The sequence below is a fragment of the Rhodococcus sp. M8 genome, from assembly GCF_015654185.1.
Lineage (GTDB): Bacteria > Actinomycetota > Actinomycetes > Mycobacteriales > Mycobacteriaceae > Rhodococcus > Rhodococcus aetherivorans.
Window position 1 is genome coordinate 1,432,450 of record NZ_CP064065.1, and the last position, 17,354, is coordinate 1,449,803.

Annotated in this window: 18 protein-coding genes, 2 tRNA genes and 1 other RNA gene; 7 read left to right on the forward strand and 14 right to left on the reverse strand. The window is 71.7% G+C overall.

Annotated elements, in window-relative coordinates:
• The first annotated feature begins 23 nt into the window (after positions 1-23).
• Positions 24-572 carry a gluconokinase gene (locus ISO16_RS06430; protein WP_072635548.1) on the forward strand — a complete coding sequence of 183 codons (549 nt, stop codon included), beginning with the start codon at positions 24-26 and terminating at the stop codon, positions 570-572.
• Here ISO16_RS06430 and ISO16_RS06435 read toward each other — a convergent pair.
• Together ISO16_RS06435 and ISO16_RS06440 are read right to left on the reverse strand one after the other, a co-directional pair.
• Complete coding sequence (locus tag ISO16_RS06435; RefSeq protein ID WP_072635549.1) at positions 556-1,833, reverse strand: LuxR C-terminal-related transcriptional regulator; 1,278 nt, start codon at positions 1,831-1,833, stop codon at positions 556-558. The genes ISO16_RS06430 and ISO16_RS06435 overlap by 17 nt on opposite strands.
• A gap of 44 nt (positions 1,834-1,877) precedes the next feature.
• Positions 1,878-3,239: an MFS transporter gene (locus tag ISO16_RS06440; RefSeq protein ID WP_065922423.1), complete on the reverse strand. Its 1,362-nt coding sequence runs from the start codon at positions 3,237-3,239 to the stop codon at positions 1,878-1,880.
• A 218-nt stretch (positions 3,240-3,457) separates the two neighbouring features.
• Here ISO16_RS06440 and ISO16_RS06445 point away from each other — a divergent pair, with 218 nt between their 5' ends.
• The 6 genes from ISO16_RS06445 to ISO16_RS06470 are packed head-to-tail and all read left to right on the forward strand — an operon-like array spanning position 3,458 to position 9,269.
• Positions 3,458-4,519, forward strand: a complete 1,062-nt coding sequence (locus ISO16_RS06445) for an aromatic ring-hydroxylating dioxygenase subunit alpha (RefSeq protein ID WP_006940588.1) — start codon at positions 3,458-3,460, stop codon at positions 4,517-4,519.
• Positions 4,520-4,522: 3 nt separating this feature from the next.
• Positions 4,523-4,741: a hypothetical protein gene (locus ISO16_RS06450; RefSeq protein WP_072635550.1), complete on the forward strand. Its 219-nt coding sequence runs from the start codon at positions 4,523-4,525 to the stop codon at positions 4,739-4,741.
• A gap of 10 nt (positions 4,742-4,751) precedes the next feature.
• Positions 4,752-5,729, forward strand: a complete 978-nt coding sequence (locus tag ISO16_RS06455) for a PDR/VanB family oxidoreductase (protein ID WP_072635551.1) — start codon at positions 4,752-4,754, stop codon at positions 5,727-5,729.
• Between the two features lie 25 nt (positions 5,730-5,754).
• On the forward strand, positions 5,755-6,954 hold the full coding sequence (locus tag ISO16_RS06460; RefSeq protein ID WP_230304488.1) for a cytochrome P450: 1,200 nt from the start codon (positions 5,755-5,757) through the stop codon (positions 6,952-6,954).
• A gap of 34 nt (positions 6,955-6,988) precedes the next feature.
• The gene (locus ISO16_RS06465; protein WP_006940596.1) at positions 6,989-7,774 is read left to right on the forward strand and encodes an IclR family transcriptional regulator; all 786 of its coding nucleotides are present in this window, start codon (positions 6,989-6,991) and stop codon (positions 7,772-7,774) included.
• Complete coding sequence (locus ISO16_RS06470) at positions 7,767-9,269, forward strand: AMP-dependent synthetase/ligase (RefSeq protein ID WP_072635552.1); 1,503 nt, start codon at positions 7,767-7,769, stop codon at positions 9,267-9,269. The genes ISO16_RS06465 and ISO16_RS06470 overlap by 8 nt, the downstream gene beginning before the upstream one ends.
• On the opposite strand, the gene ISO16_RS06475 is transcribed toward ISO16_RS06470, so the two are convergent.
• The 12 genes from ISO16_RS06475 to smpB all read right to left on the reverse strand — a co-directional run bounded on the left by ISO16_RS06475 (position 9,270) and on the right by smpB (position 17,269).
• On the reverse strand, positions 9,270-9,686 hold the full coding sequence (locus ISO16_RS06475) for a DUF7144 family membrane protein (RefSeq protein ID WP_029544516.1): 417 nt from the start codon (positions 9,684-9,686) through the stop codon (positions 9,270-9,272). It abuts the gene before it with no gap.
• A 377-nt stretch (positions 9,687-10,063) separates the two neighbouring features.
• Positions 10,064-10,136, reverse strand: a tRNA-Ala gene (locus tag ISO16_RS06480).
• Between the two features lie 77 nt (positions 10,137-10,213).
• Positions 10,214-10,289 (reverse strand) — tRNA-Ala (locus ISO16_RS06485).
• A 140-nt stretch (positions 10,290-10,429) separates the two neighbouring features.
• Positions 10,430-11,176, reverse strand: a complete 747-nt coding sequence (locus tag ISO16_RS06490; protein ID WP_072635553.1) for a DsbA family protein — start codon at positions 11,174-11,176, stop codon at positions 10,430-10,432.
• Between the two features lie 37 nt (positions 11,177-11,213).
• The gene (locus tag ISO16_RS06495; protein ID WP_072635554.1) at positions 11,214-11,702 is read right to left on the reverse strand and encodes a MauE/DoxX family redox-associated membrane protein; all 489 of its coding nucleotides are present in this window, start codon (positions 11,700-11,702) and stop codon (positions 11,214-11,216) included.
• 26 nt (positions 11,703-11,728) lie between these two features.
• Positions 11,729-12,937, reverse strand: a complete 1,209-nt coding sequence (locus tag ISO16_RS06500) for an MFS transporter (RefSeq protein WP_006940603.1) — start codon at positions 12,935-12,937, stop codon at positions 11,729-11,731.
• Between the two features lie 61 nt (positions 12,938-12,998).
• Complete coding sequence (gene pgm / locus ISO16_RS06505; RefSeq protein ID WP_029544519.1) at positions 12,999-14,633, reverse strand: phosphoglucomutase (alpha-D-glucose-1,6-bisphosphate-dependent); 1,635 nt, start codon at positions 14,631-14,633, stop codon at positions 12,999-13,001.
• A gap of 78 nt (positions 14,634-14,711) precedes the next feature.
• Positions 14,712-15,056 carry a fluoride efflux transporter CrcB gene (crcB, locus tag ISO16_RS06510; RefSeq protein WP_006940607.1) on the reverse strand — a complete coding sequence of 115 codons (345 nt, stop codon included), beginning with the start codon at positions 15,054-15,056 and terminating at the stop codon, positions 14,712-14,714.
• Entirely contained in the window at positions 15,053-15,406 is a 354-nt protein-coding gene (locus ISO16_RS06515; protein WP_006940609.1) for a fluoride efflux transporter FluC, read from the reverse strand. The genes crcB and ISO16_RS06515 overlap by 4 nt, the downstream gene beginning before the upstream one ends.
• A 68-nt stretch (positions 15,407-15,474) precedes the next feature.
• Positions 15,475-15,843, reverse strand: a transfer-messenger RNA (tmRNA) gene (gene ssrA, locus ISO16_RS06520).
• A 101-nt stretch (positions 15,844-15,944) separates the two neighbouring features.
• The gene (locus tag ISO16_RS06525) at positions 15,945-16,787 is read right to left on the reverse strand and encodes a DMT family transporter (RefSeq protein WP_072635555.1); all 843 of its coding nucleotides are present in this window, start codon (positions 16,785-16,787) and stop codon (positions 15,945-15,947) included.
• Between the two features lie 8 nt (positions 16,788-16,795).
• Positions 16,796-17,269, reverse strand: coding sequence for an SsrA-binding protein SmpB (smpB, locus tag ISO16_RS06530; RefSeq protein WP_006940611.1), 474 nt, complete (start codon positions 17,267-17,269; stop codon positions 16,796-16,798).
• Between the last annotated feature and the right edge of the window lie 85 nt (positions 17,270-17,354).

Sequence of the window (17,354 nt, forward strand, 5' to 3'; positions counted from 1 at the left end):
AGGCGCCGACCAGGGAGGCACGAATGGACTCACCCGGCCACCCCGGCCCGCCGATTCTCGTCGTCATGGGGGTGTCCGGCTCCGGCAAATCGACCGTCGCGGCACTCGTCGCCGAGGCCACCGAATGGGACCTGCTCGAGGGCGACGACCTGCATCCGCGTGCCAACGTGGAGAAGATGGCCGCCGGCCGGCCGCTCAGCGACGCGGACCGGGCGCCGTGGCTCGCGGCGGTCGGCGCGTGGATCCGGGACCACACCGGCCGGGGCCGGCCGGGGGTGGTGACGTGCTCGGCGCTGCGCCGCCGCTACCGGGACGACCTCGCCGGCGAGAACGTGGTCTTCGTGCACCTGGCGGGCACGCGCGAGCAGATCCGGGAACGGCTCCGCACGCGGCGCGGCCACTACATGCCGGCCGACCTGCTGGACTCGCAGTTCGACACGTTCGAGCCGCTCGAACCCGACGAGGCGGCGATCGTCGTCGGCATCGACGCCGAGCCCGCCGACGTCGCCGCCGAGATCGTGGCGCGGGCGGCCGAGTGGACGCGCGGGACGGACGTCAGCCCGCGGCCTTGATCCCCGCCTCGGCGCCGAGCGCGGCCGCCTCGCCGCGGGTGCTCACCCCGAGCTTGCGGAGCACCGAGGCCACGTGGAACTTGACCGTCGACTCGCTGACACCGAGCCGCTCGGCGATCACCCGGTTCCGCCGGCCCGCGACGAGGTGCTCGAGCACCTCCACCTCGCGTGGCGCGAGGACCGCCAGCGCCTCGAGTGCGGGGCTGCCGGCCACGGGTGCGGGCATGTCGAGCGGTAGCCGGGCCGCGACCCGGCAGCCCCAGCCGGGCGTGGACTCGGCCTCCACGGTGCCGCCGAGGGTTTCGGCCCGGTCCCGTAGCTGCCGCGCGAGGTCGGCGGCGTCGGCCTCGCCGTCACCGTCGTCCCGGATGTCGATCAGCAGGTCGGTTCCGTCGCAGTTCCAGGCGACCCGGACGCGGCCGAGGTTCGCCTGCGCGGACATCGCGAGGACCGCGCCGCGGGCGAGGGCCCGGGCCGCATGCGCGACCTCGCCCGGCAGCGCCCGCCCGTCCACCGGCGGGGCGACCATCTCGAGGACCACCTCGCGGTGCCAGAGCAGACCGCGCAGTTCACCGTGCAGCCTAGCGAAGGCGGTGGTCACCGCCTCCTCGGCGAGTTCGCGGTGCCGGTCGACGGCCGAGCGCAGCCCGATGAGGGCATTGGTGGCGGTTTCGCGTGCGGTGATGCGGGCCCGGGTGTCGTCGAGGTCCCTCGACCGCAGCGTCGCGAGGATCGACTCGAGCGTCATCGCATGGGCCTCGGTGAGCTCGGCAACGGTCCGTGCGCGTTCGGAGGAGGCGGCGCGGGATTCGGCGAGGTACGCCGGGCTGGCGTTGCGGACCTGCAGCTGGATGCCGGTGGCCACCACGGCGAACAGGGCCCGGACCAGCTCGAGGGGAATCGAGCCGGTGCGGGCACCGCCCGGGACGAGCACGAGCAGCGTGTCGGTGGCGTCGAGGATCGCCCACACGTCGCGGTCCCGGCCCGCGATCCGGGCCGGGCCGCGACGGATCTGCCCGGTCGCGAGTTCGCTTCGGACGCGGTCGAGTTCGGCGATGGTCACGCGGTCGACGATCGCCGGGTCGCCGGCCACCTTGCGGGGCCGGCCGGTGCATTCCCGCGTGAAGATCACCAGGGCGGTGTGCGGGACCAGGTCGGTGAGCAGCGCCGAGAAGCGCTGGCCGATCTCGGTGAGCGGCCCGACCAGTACGTCCCGCAGATTCGTGATCAGCGTGTCGGGGGCCGGGATCGGGGTGTTCACTCCGGTCACGATAGCGCGCGCGGCCCGGCGACCGGCCCCGCCGATCAGTGTGTGGCCACCGAGGCGGGTGTGTCGGCGGACCGGGCGTCGGCGGTGTGCGCCTCGAACCGCAGCCGTCCCACGGCGACGGCGGCGAGCACGAGGGCGCCGGCGACGAGCAGGTAGAGCTGGGTGGGCGACCAGTGCAGGTCGAGCAGCGCACCGGCGACGATCGGCGAGGCGATGGCCCCGAGCCGGCCGACGCCGATGCCCCAGCCGACGCCGGTCGCCCGCACCGACGGCGCATACACCGAGGGCGTGATCGCGTACAGGCCCGCGATGCACCCGTTGACGAACACGCCGATGAGGGCGCCGAGGGCGAACGCGACGACCACCGCGACGGTGGCGGGGACGAAGACCACGAGCAGAGCGCCGGCGATCACCATGTACGACGCCAGGACCCGCTTCAGCGCGAATCGCGCGGACAGCGCGCCGAGCAGCGTTGCGCCGAAGATGCCGCCGAGGTTCAGCAGCACGCCCCCGGTGATGCCCTGGTCGGCCGACAGGCCCGCTTCGACGAGCAGCTTCGGCGTCCAGCTCGTCACGAAGTAGAAGGCGAACATGGTCAGGAAGAACGCGGCCCAGACGAGCAGCGTCGAGCGACGCTGCCGCGGTGCGAGGAGGCTGCCGACCCTGACGCCGGACCGCGGCCCGGAATCGTCGGCCTGTCGCGGCGCGGGCAGCGCGGCGAGCGGCTGGTGCCCGGCGCGGACCGCGAACGCGTTGATGCGGGCGAGGGCGTGGGCGGGCCGCCGGGCGAGCAGGAAGTCGAGGGATTCGGGCAGGCGGAGGTACACGACCGGGATGATCACCGCGGTGCAGACGCCGCCGAACAGGAACACGGATCGCCATCCGTAGGAGTTCTGCAGCACGACGGCGATGATGCCGCCGACGGTGGCGCCGACGGCGTAGCCGGTGGAGTTCAGGCTCACCGCCAGCGCGCGCCACCGGTTGGAGGCGTACTCGCTGGCGATGACGTTGCTGCTGGCGAGGATTCCCCCGATGCCGACGCCGGTGAGGGCGCGCAGCAGCCCCAGCTGCAGGGCGCTCTGGCTGACCGCGGAGGCAAGCATGCCGATCGACGCGATCCCCAGGCAGAGCAGGATCATGCCGCGGCGGCCGATCGTGTCGGCCCACGGCGCGAGGAACAGCGAGCCCGCGGCCATGCCGAACAGGCCTGCGCTGAGCAGCAGGCCGAGCGCCGAACCGGACAGGCCCCACTCCTGGGACACCGACTGGGCGGTGAAGGCCATGACGAGCACGTCGAAGCCGTCGAGGACGTTGAGCAGCACGCAGATCGCCACCGCGCCCCATTGGAAGCGCGTCATCGGGCTGGTGTCGATGCGTTCACGTAGATCGATTGCCATGTATCGGGCCCCTGTTCGAAGGATGTGAGGCGAGTCACCTGCGAGGAGCGTGATGGATCGGATCACAACGAATCCACCCTCCTTCCGGATACCGGAAGGGCACCGCCCGACTTTCCGCCATCCGGAAGTCGGGTGGCGCCCGTCACGTGCCGCCCGTCACGGTGGAGGCATCCGCCGGTCGCTCGGACCGGAACCATCCCCGTGGAGACGAGACAACCATGACGAAGATCGCCCGGAACCAGTGGTATGTGGCCGCCTACGGCCGCGAGATCGACCGGGAACTGTTCGCCCGGACCATCTGCGACGAGCCGATCCTGTTCTGGCGCACCGAATCCGGTGAGGTCACCGCAATGTCGGACCGGTGCGTGCACCGCCGCTTCCCGCTCTCGCAGGCGCCGAGCCGCCTCGCGGGCGACACGGTCGTATGCGGCTACCACGGCTTCACCTACGGGTCCGACGGCGGCTGCGTGGCCGTGCCGGGCCAGAAGCGGGTACCCCGCACCGCGCGACTGAAGTCGTACCCGGTGGTCGAGCAGGACTCGTTCGTGTGGATCTGGATCGCCGACCCGGACCGTCCGGCCGAGCCCGATCCGACCCGCATCCCCCGGGCGCCGTGGCTCGACGCGCCCGGCTACGCCGTGGCCTCGGGCATGGAGCCGCTGCGGGCGCGCTACAGCCTGCTCGTCGACAACCTGATGGACCTCTCCCACGAGACGTACCTGCACGGCGGCTACATCGGCACCCCCGAGGTGGCCGAGACCCCCATCACCACCGAGGTCGACGACGAGGCCGGGATCGTCTACGTCTCCCGGCACATCGCCGACGCGGAATGCCCGCCCTTCTACGCCGAATCGACCGGCCTCGAGGGCCGCATCACCCGGTGGCAGGACATCGAGTACCACCCGCCGTGCCTGTACCTGCTGCACAGCCGGATCGCGCCCGTCGGCGTGCTGCCGCCCGAGACCGGACCCGACAGCGACGCGTTCCACGTCGAGGTGGTCTACGCGATCACCCCGGAGACCGAACACTCCACTCACGATTTCTGGTCGGTGGCAAGGGATTTTGCGCTCGAGGACGAGAAGGTCACCGAGTTCCTGCGCGAGAACAACCGCACCGTCGTGCTGCAGGACGTCGTCGCGCTCGACCGGCTCGAACAGGTGCTCGCCACCGAACCAGAGGGGTACCAGGAACTGAGCATCAACATCGACGCCGGCGCTCTGGCCGCACGGCGGATCCTGCAGGCGATGACGGCGGGCGGCACCCTCGCCGAGACGAGGTAACCGATGTCCTCGCAACCGAACCGGATGCTGCGCGGGCCCAACGTGATGCGCGTCGTGTGGCTGCCCGGCTCCGACCGCCTCGAGGGAACGTGCCATTGCGGTGCCCGGCACGTCGCCGAGGATCCCGTCACGCTGTGGGACTGGCTGCTCGCCCATCCCGTCGACCACGCCGACGCCCTCCCCCGGCCGCCCGAACCGACCCGCGAAGTCGCTCACGCGTAAGGACCCGACCATGACATTTCCGGAAAAAAGCTCCCCAGCAGACGAATTCGGCACCGACCTCGAAATCGTCGAGCGGACGGAACCCGCGGACGGCGTCGTCGCGCTGTGCCTGCGGCACCCGGACGGCGGGCCCCTGCCGCCGTGGAGTCCCGGCGCGCACATCGATCTCGTGCTCGACGAGGACCTCGTCCGTCAGTACTCGCTGTGCGGCGACCCGGCCGACACCGGGACGTGGCGCATCGCCGTCCTGCGCGAGGCCGACGGCCGCGGCGGCTCGCAGTACGTGCACGACAAACTCGCCGTCGGTGACCGCGTCCGCGTTCACGGACCCCGCAACACCTTCGACCTCGCCCCGGCGCCGCGCTACCTCTTCCTCGCCGGCGGGATCGGGATCACCCCGATAGTGCCGATGATCGCCGCGGCCGAGGCGGCCGGCGCCGACTGGTCCCTCGTCTACGGCGGCCGCCGCCGTGCCTCAATGGCGTTCGCCGACGACCTCGTCACCCGCTACCCGGGCCGGGTCACCCTCGTGCCGCAGGACGAACGGGGCCCGCTCGATCTGCCGTCGCTGCTCGGGGACCCGCGTCCCGGCACCCTCGTCTACTGCTGCGGCCCCGCCGGGCTGCTCGACGCCGTCACCACCGCCTGCGCCGACCGGCCCGCCGGGTCGCTGCGGATCGAACGGTTCGCCGCGAAGGAACAGTCCGCTCCGGTGCGCTCGGACGGCTTCGAGGTGGAGCTGGCCCTGAGCGGTACCACCGTCACCGTCGCGCCCGACGAGAGCGTCCTGGACGCCGTCGCCGCCGCGGGTGTGCAGGTGCTCTCGTCCTGCCGCGAAGGTACCTGCGGCACCTGCGAGACCACCGTGCTCGCCGGCACGGTGGACCACCGGGACTCCCTGCTGACCCCCGAAGAACAGGCCGCGCACGACACCATGCTGATCTGCGTGTCCCGCGCCGCCTGCCCCCGCCTGGTTCTCGAACTCTGACTGCCCGAATCCCGAGGTGACCGCCGTGACCGTCGCAATGCACCCGCCCACCCTCGACGACGACCCGTTCGACGACGCCGTCCTGGCCGACCCGTACGCGTTCCACGCCCGGCTGCGCGCCGCCGGACCGATGGTGTACCTGCCCCGCTACGACGTGTACGCGACGGGCAGGTTCGAGGAGGTCCACGCCTGCCTCACCGACTGGCGCACCTTCGTCTCCGGACGAGGGGTCGGCCTCGCCGACTTCGCCCACGAGACGCCGTGGCGTACCCCGAGCCTGCTGCTCGAGGCCGACCCGCCGGACCACACGGTGGTGCGGGCGGCCATGGGGGCCGTCGTCTCGCCGCGCACCGTGCGCGCGCTACGCGCCGGGTTCGAGGCCGAGGCCGACGCCCTGGCCGACGCGCTCGTGGCCCGCGGTGAGTTCGACGCCGTCACCGATCTCGCCGAGGTGTTCCCCCTGCGGGTGTTCCCGGACGCGGTGGGGATCCGGGAGGACGGCCGCGAGCATCTGTTGCCGTACGGCGCCATGGCGTTCAACGCCTTCGGGCCCCGCAACGACCGCGTGGAGAAGGCACTCGCCGCGTCCGGGCCGACGCAGGAGTGGGTCGCGGAGTCGTGCCGGCGGGAGAATCTCGCGCCGGGCGGGTTCGGCGCGCAGATCTGGGCGGCCGCCGACCGTGGTGACATCACCGCCGAACAGGCGCCTATGCTCGTTCGATCCCTGCTCACCGCCGGCGTGGACACCACCGTTCACGGCATCGCCAACACCGTCTACGCCATGACGCGGTTCCCCGGGCAGTGGCAGGCGCTGCACGCCCGGCCGGCGCTCGCGAAGTTCGCATTCGACGAGGCGCTGCGCTGGGAATCGCCCGTGCAGACCTTCTTCCGCACCACCTCCACCGACACCGAGGTGGCCGGCGTCCCCATCGGCGAGGGCCGCAAGGTCCTGCTGTTCCTCGGCGCCGCCAACCGCGACGAACGGCGATGGGGACCCGATGCGCACGTCGTCGACATCCACCGCTCCGCCGGCGGACACGTCGCGTTCGGCATGGGCATCCACCAGTGCGTCGGTCAGCCGATCGCGCGGCTCGAGGCCGAGGTGCTGCTCACCGCGCTGGCACAGCGGATCCGGCGGATCGAACCGGCCGGGGATCCGGTGCCGCAACCGAACAACACGCTCAAGGGCTGGGCTAGCATTCCGCTCAGAGTCGAACCGGCCTGACCGGAGCAGTTCCCGAGGAAGGGGTGAGCACACCGTGACCCCCACCGGCGCCGCCCGCCCGGCCACCGGTTCCGTCACGGTACGCGCGCTCACCCTCCTGGAGGCGTTCACGCGCGAGCAACCCAACCTGACCCTGAGCGAGATTTCCCGGCGCACCGGCCTGCCGCTCACCACGGTGCACCGGCTCGCCGGGGATCTCACCGAGTGGGGCGCGCTGGAACGCGACTCGTCCGGCCGATTCAGCATCGGCCTCCGGCTGTGGCAGGTCGCGGCGCTCGCGCCGCGCGGCACGCTGCTGCGTGAACTGGCGCTGCCCGTGATGGAGGACCTGTCGCAGATCACCCAGGAGAACGTGCAGCTCGGTGTGCGCGAGGGAACCGAGGTGGTGTTCGTCGAACGCCTGCGCGGTCAGCGGGCGGTGAAGACCCTCACCCGGGTCGGCAGCCCCTTTCCCATCCATGCGTCCGGCCTGGGACTCGTGCTGCTCGCGTTCGCACCGCGCTCCGTTCAGGAGGAGGTGCTGGCCCGGCCGCTGGAGCGGTTCACCGAACGCACCCTCACCTCCCCCGCCGAGCTGCGCCGGGTCCTGGCCGAGGTACGCCGCTCCGAGATCGCGGTGAGCGACCGGCAGGTGACGATGGAGGCGGTCTCCGTGGCCGCACCCATCTTCGAGCGGCCCGGCGTCGCCATCGCGGCGCTGTCGATCGTCGCCGCCGCGGACACCGCGCAGGTCACCGCACTGTCCCAACTGGTCCGCGCCGCGGCCCGCGCGATCGGCCGCTCCCTGCGGCCCGGCGGATTGACGAGCAGCGATGGGTGAACCGGCCCGGACCGTGCCGCGGCTGCTGCTCGACAGGGTGGCCCGCACGCCCTACGCGGAGGCATTCCGGCACCCCAGCGGCGACGACTGGACGAGCGTGTCGTGGACCGAGGTGGCCGGCCGGGTCACCGCCCTCGCCGCCGGGTTGATCGGCCGTGGAATTCGCCCGGGCGCGCACGTGGCCGTCTGCGCCGCCACCAGCTACGAGTGGATCCTCGCCGACCTCGCGATCGTGTGCGCCGGGGCGGTCACCGTGCCGGTCTATCCCGCCACCCCGCCGACGGAGGTGGTGGCACTGCTCCGGCACTCGGGCAGCGTGCTGACCTTCACCGACCGGCCGCTGCCCACCGCGCCGGTGCTGCACCTGGACCGGCTCGGCGAACTCGAGGCCGAGGGCCGGCGGCTCCTGGCCGCCGATCCCGGAGCGGTCGCGGCCCGCATCGCGGGCGTGACGCCCGACCACCTGGCCACCCTGATCTACACCTCCGCCTCCGACGGCACCGCCAAGGGCGCGTGCCTGCCGCACGCCGCCGTCACCTACGAGGCCCGGGCCATGGCCCGCCTGGGCATGCTCACGCCCTCGGACCTGCAACTGCTGTGGCTGCCGCTCTCCCACGTCTTCGGACGTGCGCTGCTGTTCGTGGGCGTGCACCTGGGCGTGCCGACGATCGTCGACGGCCGTGCCGATCGAGTCGTGCAGCGCCTCGACGAGGTCCGGCCGACATTCCTCGGGTCCGTTCCCCACGTGCTGGGCAAGATCCGCGCCGGCGTGGAGTCCGGTGCCGCGGATCTGGGCCGGTTGCGGTTCGTGATCTCCGGCTCGGCGCGGCTCGACCGTCCGCTGGCCGAGTGGTTCGAAGGGGCCGGCGTGCCGGCACTCGAGGGATACGGCCTCACCGAGACCGCGGGTCCGTGCTGCGTCAACCGCCCGGACAGCCGGCGCCTCGGTTCCATGGGCCGGCCGCTGCCCGGCACGCAGGTGCGCATCGCCGCCGACGGGGAACTGCTCGTCCGCAGCCCCGCCGTCATGTCCGGATACCACGACGACGCCGAGCGCACCGCCGCAGTCCTCGACCGCGACGGGTGGTTCCACACCGGCGATCGCGCCGTCGTCTACGACGACGGTTTCGTCACCCTGCGCGCCCGCAAGAAGGAGGTGTTCAAGACCTCCACCGGCAAGTACGTCGCGCCGGTCGCCGTCGCACGCCGGTTCCGGGCCCTGTTGCCCGGCGCGGACCTCGTCGTGGTGGGCGAGCACCGCCCCTACTGCGTAGGACTGGTGGTCCCCACCTCGGGCCGGGCGATCCCCCCGGCCGAGGCCGCGGCCGCCGTCGCCCGGCTCAATGCGGAGCTCGGCCGGTGGGAACGCATCCGCCGGTTCACCGTGCTGCCCGCACCGCTGCCGCCCACGGAGGTCGACGCGCACGGACGCCCGCTGCGGGAGCGGGTGCTCGCGCGCTGCGCCGAGGTGGTGCGCCGACTGTACGAGGGTTGATCAGGGGCGGTAGCCCGGCTCGGTGCGACCGGCGTCCCAGGTGCGATCGGCGTCCCAGGTGGACACCGCCCAGATCACCACCACGTCGATCGCGATGATCGCGAGCGACCATCCCGGGTAGTAGGGCAACCACAGGAAGTTCGCGATGATCGACAGCGCCGCGATGACGATCGCGGCGACGCGCGCCCACGTGGCTCCCGTGACGAGAGCGAGACCGATCACGGCCACGAGGATGCCCAGGATCAGATGCACCCAGCCCCACGCCGAGACGCTCCAGGAGAAGGTGTACTCCTGGCCGACCACGATGATGTCGTCCTTGGCGATCGCGGCGATGCCCTGCAGAACCTGCAGGACGCCGACCGTCGCGAGCAGGATGCCGGCCGCGATCGACGTGCCCGCGGCGAAGCCCTGCTTCAGGCCGGACCCCGTTGCAGGTCCACTGTCGTGGCGGACCGCGGCGGGGCCGCCGGCCTCGTGGGCACCACCACCGTGGCGCGCGGACGCACCCGCCGCTGCCGTGGAACCTGCACCGGCGGTGGCACCTGCACCAGCCGTCGAACCTGTGCCGGCCGTCGAACCTGCACCGGCCGTGGCACCCGCACCGGTTGGAGAACCCGGGGTAACGCTCGAACCTTCGGACACGACAGCTCACCTCTCCCGTTTTCGAAGCGATCCCTCACAGTGTGCGCCGCCGGACGAGAGCGTGGAGCAGGTTCCGAGGGTGAAAAATGTCGGCATTGCCCGGAGAAGGGGCCGCCGCGGTGGGAGAAGGATCCGGAGAGTGCCGGAGGGAGTGGAGCTAAGGGGACTCGAACCCCTGACCCCCACACTGCCAGTGTGGTGCGCTACCAGCTGCGCCATAGCCCCGTGCAGAACAACCGTGCCACCCGCGGTGGCCTCTCACGACGAGAGGCGAGAGCATTCACTCTCGCCTCTCGCGGTGATGGTGGAGCTAAGGGGACTCGAACCCCTGACCCCCACACTGCCAGTGTGGTGCGCTACCAGCTGCGCCATAGCCCCGTACTCGGATCGTCACCCGGGATTCACTCCCCGGTGCGAGAAGAAAATTACACCATCGCCGTCGACGACAACAAATCGCCTGGTCAGTGGCGACGGTGCGGGCGACGGTGATCGAACGGCCGACCACCGTCGCCGCCGCCTCAGCCGAGTTCGGCCACCCAGTTGTCGTTGCCGAGGGCGTCGATCACCGTGCCGTTGTGCACCACCGCGGGGGTGCCGGACGCGCCCGCCGCCGCGAGCGCCTGCCGTCCCGCCTCCGCGTCGACGGCGGCCTGCTCGACGCGCGCGCCGTCGGCGACGCACTGCGCCGCCTCGTCGGACGCCCCGGCGTCCCGCGCCATCTGTGCCAGCTCGGCGTTGGTGAGGTCGCTGTCGCTCCGCTCGGCGGGCTGGTTCTCCGGCGAGAGCAACGCGGCGTGGAACGCGGAGAACGCCGTCGCATCACCGGTCTGGGCGACACACTGGCCGGCCGCGACCGCGCGGGTCGAGTAGTCGCCGCTCGCGGAGAGCTGATCGAGGAACGCGAGCATGTGGTACCGCACGGCGACGTCGCCGGCGTCGACCGCCTGCGCGAGTTCCTGGCCGTGCTTGTGCTCGAGCTCGGCGCAGTACGGACACAGCGGATCCTCGAACAGGTCGATCGTGGTCGCGGCGTCGGGAAGACCGAGCACGATGACACCGTCGTCCTGCAGCGCCACCTGCACCGCGGTGTTCTGCACCGTCCCGTAGCCCTCGTTGCGCGCCTTGCCCCGGTTCGACTGCCACAACACTCCCCCGATGACCAGCACCGCGATGACCAGGACCGCGATGCCGCCGAGGATGAAGGTGGACTTGCTCGACGTCGGCTCCGGCGTGTACTTGACCGGTTTGACCTTCTTCGCGCTCACGGAATCTGCCCTTCGCTGCTCGGGGATCGGTGCGGGATCACTCTGCCATCGCGGGCTGAGTGCGTGCTGAGAGCCTCGCCCGTGAGCCGAGACCGAGCGCGAACGGACTGCGTGGGAACACCGCCAACCACCCGGCCAGGGCGAGGAAGCCGAGGTCTCGTGCGATCTCCCCGGCGTAGTCCCAGCCGTTCACGTCCGCCGCTCCACCGCCGCCGAAGCATCCGCAGTCGATGGACAGGCCGCGGGCCCAGACCGAGGCGATCACCGCGATCAAGGTCAGCAGCGCAGCCGCGCCCACGACCGCTGCGGCGCGCACCGCGAGTCCGATCAGCAGCAGCAGGCCGAGCACGAGTTCGAGGATCGGCAGACCGGCCGCAACGGGCCGTACGAGCGCCTCTGGCAACAACTGGTATGCGCGGACGGCCACGACGGTCTGTGACGGATCGGCGAACTTGATCCATCCGGAGATCAGCCACACGGCAGCGAGACCGAGCCGGGCGATCAGGCTGAACAGGGGAATCCACACCCCTTCGACAGTACCGACGACTGGGGTCAGATCTCCGTGGCTTCGGTCACTGTGGGTTTCCGGGCGGGCCGCGGCGCCAACGCCCAGGGCACGGCGACGAGCAGCATGACGGCGCCGGTCACGGCGAAGGCGGCCCCGTACGACACCTGCTGCGCCAGGATCCCGGCGGCGACCGGTCCGATCACCGCCCCCACATCCGCGGTCATCTGGAATGTCGCCAGCACCGGGCCCCCGCGCGCCCTGCTGCCGACCACGTCGGCGACGGACGCCTGCTGGGCCGGGTTCATCAGGCCGGACCCGACGCCGGCCAGCAGCGACGTCGCGAAGAACAGCGCGAGGTTCGTGGTGAGGCCCATCGCGATCGTGCTGGTCCCGCACACCACCAGCCCCAGCAGGACGAACGGGCGGCGGCCGAACCGGTCGGACAACCGCCCGGAGACCATCAGGACCAGAGCATTGCCCACGGCGAACACCGTCAGTGCCACCCCGGCGAGGCCGGCATCGCGCCCGAGGACCTCCACGACGAACAGCGGCACCATCGCCACCCGCACGCCGAAGACGACCCAGCCGTTGGCGAAGTTCGACCCGAGCGCGGCCCGGTACACCGGCGACCGCAGAGCCTCCCGCAGCCGCATCACCGGCATGGCGCCGCCGGAGTCCGGCACGGCAAGCGCGGAGTGACGCAGGCTCACGAACACGACCGCCGCCGCGACGAGCAGCGCCACCGCATAGATGAGGAACGGTGCCCGCAGGCCCAGCCCGACCAGGGCGCCCCCGGCGAGGGGGCCACCGATGTTGCCGAGCAGGAAGCTCGTCGCGTAGAGCCCCGACACCCGGCCCCGCGCGTTCGGCGGCGAGATGCGAATCAGCAACCCGAGCGCCGAGACGGTGAACATGGTGGAGCCGATGCCGCCGAGCGCCCGGAACAGCAGCAGCTGCCAGTAGTCCGTCGCGAAGGCGCAGGCGCCGGTGGACAGCGCCACGATGAGCACACCGGCGGTGTACACCGGCCGCTCCCCCAGCCGCTGCACGAGGTTTCCGCTCGCGGGGGCGAACAGCAGGCGCATCGCCGCGAACGCCGAGATGACGACGGACGCCGCGGTGACCCCCACCCCGAAGCTGCGCGCGAACTGCGGCAGCGCGGGTGCGACGAGACCGAAACCGAGGGCGATGACGAAGGCCGCGCTGACCAGGACCCAGATCTCCCGCGGCAGGGCGGCGTCGCGTGTTCGCATGATGGCCTGATGTTAGCGACGCGCACGACCGGGAGGGCGGGCGCGTCCCGCCGGTGCGGGCTCAGCCGAGGACGTGGGACACCAGGTCCCGCGCCGCGTCCTGGACGCGGGCGAGATGCTCCGGGCCGAGGAACGATTCGGCGTAGATCTTGTACACGTCCTCGGTGCCGGAGGGCCGGGCCGCGAACCACGCGTTCTCCGTCGTGACCTTCAGGCCCCCGAGCGCGGCACCGTTGCCCGGCGCGGCGGTGAGGGTCGCGGTGATCGGCTCGCCGGCGAGTTCGGTGGCGTCGACCTGGTCGGGCGAGAGCTTCGCCAGGACGGCCTTCTGCTCGCGCGTCGCGGGCGCGTCGACCCGGGCGTACGACGGGTCGCCGTAGCGCTCGGCGAGCTCGGCGTAGCGCCGGGAGGGGGTCGTGCCGGTCACGGCGGTGATCTCGGACGCGAGCAGGGCCAGCAGGATGCCGTCCTTGTCGGTGGTCCACACCGAGCCGTCGCGCCGCAGGAAGGAGGCGCCGGCGCTCTCCTCTCCACCGAAGCCGAGGCTGCCGTCGAGCAGGCCGGGAACGAACCACTTGAAGCCCACCGGCACCTCGAGCAGACCCCGGCCCAGGCCCGCGGCCACGCGGTCGATCATCGACGAGCTCACGAGGGTTTTGCCGACCTTCGCCTCGGCCGACCATCCGGACCGGTGCCGGTACAGGTAGTCGATGGCGACCGCGAGGTAGTGGTTCGGGTTCATCAGCCCCCCGTCGGGGGTGACGATGCCGTGCCGGTCGGCGTCGGCGTCGTTGCCGGTCGCCAGGTCGTAGCGGTCGCGGGCGCCGATCAGCGACGCCATCGCGTTGGGCGACGAGCAGTCCATCCGGATCCTGCCGTCGGTGTCGAGGGTCATGAACCGCCAGGTGGCGTCGACGAGCGGGTTGACGACGGTCAGGTCCAGCCGGTGCCGCTCGGCTATCTCGCCCCAGTAGTCGACGCTGGCGCCGCCGAGCGGATCGGCGCCGACGCGCAACCCGGCGTCGCGGACGGCGTCGAGATCCACGACGTTCGGCAGGTCGTCGATGTAGGCGGCGAGGAAATCGTGCCGGCCGGCGTCGGCGAGCGCCCGGACGGCGGGCACCCGGCGCACCCCGTTCAGCCCCGCGGCGAGCAGTTCGTTGGCGCGCGCCGCGATCGCCGACGTCGCATCGGTGTCGGCGGGCCCGCCGTGCGGCGGGTTGTACTTGAAGCCGCCGTCGCGGGGTGGATTGTGCGACGGGGTGACGACGATGCCGTCGGCGCGGGCACCGGATCCAGCGCCGGCGTTGTGCCGCAGGATCGCGTGGCTCACGGCCGGGGTCGGCGTGTAGCGGTCGCGAGCGTCGATCACCACGTCGACGCCGTTGGCGGCGAGCACCTCGAGTGCGCTCGTCCACGCCGGCTCCGACAACGCGTGGGTGTCGCGGCCGAGGAACAGCGGACCGGTGATCTGCTGCGCCGCCCGGTACTCGACGATCGCCTGGGTGGTGGCGAGGATGTGCTGCTCGTTGAAGGCGCCGTCGAGGCTGGAACCGCGGTGACCGGAGGTGCCGAAGGCCACCTGCTGCATCGGATCCTGCGGGTCCGGCGTCACCGTGTAGTACGCGGTGACCAGGTGCGCGAGGTCCTCCAGATCCTCCGCCGCCGCCGGTTGTCCCGCTCGTTCGTGCGCCATGTGACCTCCTCGTCCACCCGACCTTGCCCTGCTCATCTTGCCCGCCCGGCGCGCCCGGCGCGCGCCGATCGCCGTCGGTCAGGACGTGAGGGCATACCCGGCCCAGGCCGCGGCCGTGCCGGCGAGCACGCTCACCGCCGCATACACCGTCGCGGTGACCGGGCGGCGCACCCGGACGAGACCGACCGTCTCGACGGCGAACGTCGAGTAGGTGGTCAGGCCCCCGCAGAACCCCGTGCCGAGCAGCGCGAACGTCGAGGGCGCGAGCGCAGCCCCGGACAGCACACCGAGCAGCAGGCAACCGAGGACGTTGACGGTCAGGGTCGCCACCGGGACGCTGCGGTAGGAGCGGACGTGCCGGCCGGCGAGATAGCGCAGGACCGCTCCGGCACCGCCGCCCAGGGCGACGAGCAGGACGGTCATCGGGCCGTCCGGTGCCGCCACGCCTCGCCGGCCGCCATGCCGGCGCGCGCCGCCGCGAGTGCCCCCACGAGCGTCACGGCCACATAGACGACGGCAGTCGCGGGGTGGCGGACCGCGTCGACGGCGAACGTGGAGAAGGTGGTGAACCCGCCGAGCACACCGACGCCGAGGAACAGGCGCCACAGCCGGTCGGGACCGAGCATTGCTGCGACGACGCCGAGCAGCAGCGAACCGGCGATGTTGATCGCCGCGATCGTCCAGATGCCGGGGAATTGCACGGACAGCGCGTATCGGGTGACGGCACCCACCGCGCCGCCCGCGGCGACGACGGCCGTCGGCTTGTACTCCATGCCGGTAACCGTAGAGGTCCGGCATATGCGAAGGACCCCGGCCGGGTGGCCGGGGTCCTTCGCGTTTCCGGTGGAGCTGCCGGGAATCGAACCCGGGTCCTCCGCCGCCTCGCCAGGGCTTCTCCGTGTGCAGTTCGCTATGTCTCTACTTGGATCTCCCGGTCCCGCGAACAAGCCGAGATGACGATCCCAGTCGCTGTTTGTTGTCCCGTCCGGCTCCGCGACCGAGCCGTACGGTGGAGCTCCCTAGTCGATGCCAGGATCCGGGGCGGGAGCACACCCGGTCTGACAGAGACGCACTCGCTTAGGCAGCGAGGGCGTACTCGCGCTGAGTAGACTCGGCGCTTATTGGTTTGCAGCGACGCTTACGGTGGTCTCTTGCCTGCACCGACACGCTTCCCCTAGCTCAACGTACGCAGTCGAAACCGTTCAGCCCCGTACGTACCTGCGGCCTTCGCAGGACTACCCACTCTAACGCGCGGACCCCCCTCCGTCATTCCCATTTCCACCGTGATGCGAATGACGTGGCTCACAGCCCTCAGGCGGCCGCGGTGATCATGCCGACGGCGGTGAGGGCGAGCACCATTCCGGTCATCTGGCCCCGCCCGATGCGCTCGCCCAGCACGACCATCGCCAGCAGCACGGTCGCCGCCGGGTACAGCGCGCCGATGACGCTCACCAGCGACAGCATGCCGCCCTGGAAGGCGAACATCAGCGCACCGTTGGCGATCACGTCCAGCACCGCGACCGCGATGATGTGCGGATAGACCCGGCTCGACGGCCGGATCATCTGCCGCACGCCCAGGGCCACCGCCCACACGACGAGTGTCGCCGTGAGCCGGGACATGCCGAGGGGCCACAGGCCGGTGCCCTCGGGGACGCGGTGCAGCGCGACGAACATCAGCGCGAACGCGACTCCGGAGCCGACGGTCAGCCACGCCACGGTCGCGGTGAATCGGGGTTGCTCGTCCCCGGCGACGCCTTCCTTCGATTCGCGACTGACCAGCACGACGGCGACGAGGGCGATCGCGATGCCGGCGTAGGCGACCGGTCCGGGCCGCTCCCCCGTCGCGATCCCGACGAGCACCGGGATACCGGCCACGAGCACGGCGGTGAGCGGGGACACCACCGACATCGGGCCCGCGGCGAGCGCGAGATAGAACCACCAGATCGCGAGCCCGCCGGCGACACCGGCCGCCGCACCCCAGCCGAGGGACTCGGGGGTGAGGTCGCCGCCCACGAGCGGCGCGGCGGCGAGCACCAGCAGCAGCGACAGCGGGTACGAGACGATCACGAACCGCAGCGCCGCCACCCGGCGGGACGCGACCCCGCCGAGGAAGTCGCTCACCCCGTAGCCGACCGCGGCCACCAGGGCGAGCACGATCGCCGTCAGCGCATGCCCTTCACCCGCCGGCCGAGCTCGCGGGTCACCTCGCGCTCGGCGGTGCGACGGGCCAGGTCCTGCCGCTTGTCGTAGTCCTGCTTGCCCTTGGCCAGCGCCAATTCGACCTTCACCTTGCCGTCGGAGAAGTACATCGACAGCGGGACCAGGGTCTGGTTGCCCTCACGGGTCTTGCCGACGAGGTTGTCGATCTCCCGGCGGTGCAGCAGCAGCTTGCGGGTGCGCCGGGGCGCGTGGTTGGTCCACGTGCCGTGCCCGTACTCGGGGATGTGCAGCCCGCGCAGCCACACCTCGCCGTCGTCGACGGTGGCGAACGCGTCGACGAGCGACGCCTTGCCCTCGCGCAGGCTCTTGACCTCGGTGCCCAGGAGCGCGACTCCGGCCTCGTACGTGTCGAGAATGGTGTAGTTGTGCCGTGCCTTGCGATTCGTGGCGATGACCTTGCGGCCCTTTTCCTTCACTTTCGGGCCCCTCCGGTCCTCGATGCGTCCGACAGATCTGTGTACAGCATAGGTAGCGGACGCAACGAGATATTCCCGCGCACCG

Bases quoted from the DNA above. Each gene is read 5' to 3' on its own strand.
- ISO16_RS06455 (WP_072635551.1), top strand. From the start codon at position 4,752: ATGACATTTCCGGAAAAAAGCTCCCCAGCAGACGAATTCGGCACCGAC.
- ISO16_RS06430 (WP_072635548.1), top strand. From the start codon at position 24: ATGGACTCACCCGGCCACCCCGGCCCGCCGATTCTCGTCGTCATGGGG.
- ISO16_RS06500 (WP_006940603.1), bottom strand. From the start codon at position 12,937: ATGCGAACACGCGACGCCGCCCTGCCGCGGGAGATCTGGGTCCTGGTC.
- crcB (WP_006940607.1), bottom strand. From the start codon at position 15,056: ATGACCGTCCTGCTCGTCGCCCTGGGCGGCGGTGCCGGAGCGGTCCTG.
- ISO16_RS06515 (WP_006940609.1), bottom strand. From the start codon at position 15,406: ATGGAGTACAAGCCGACGGCCGTCGTCGCCGCGGGCGGCGCGGTGGGT.
- ISO16_RS06440 (WP_065922423.1), bottom strand. From the start codon at position 3,239: ATGGCAATCGATCTACGTGAACGCATCGACACCAGCCCGATGACGCGC.
- pgm (WP_029544519.1), bottom strand. From the start codon at position 14,633: ATGGCGCACGAACGAGCGGGACAACCGGCGGCGGCGGAGGATCTGGAG.
- ISO16_RS06450 (WP_072635550.1), top strand. From the start codon at position 4,523: ATGTCCTCGCAACCGAACCGGATGCTGCGCGGGCCCAACGTGATGCGC.
- ISO16_RS06445 (WP_006940588.1), top strand. From the start codon at position 3,458: ATGACGAAGATCGCCCGGAACCAGTGGTATGTGGCCGCCTACGGCCGC.
- ISO16_RS06470 (WP_072635552.1), top strand. From the start codon at position 7,767: ATGGGTGAACCGGCCCGGACCGTGCCGCGGCTGCTGCTCGACAGGGTG.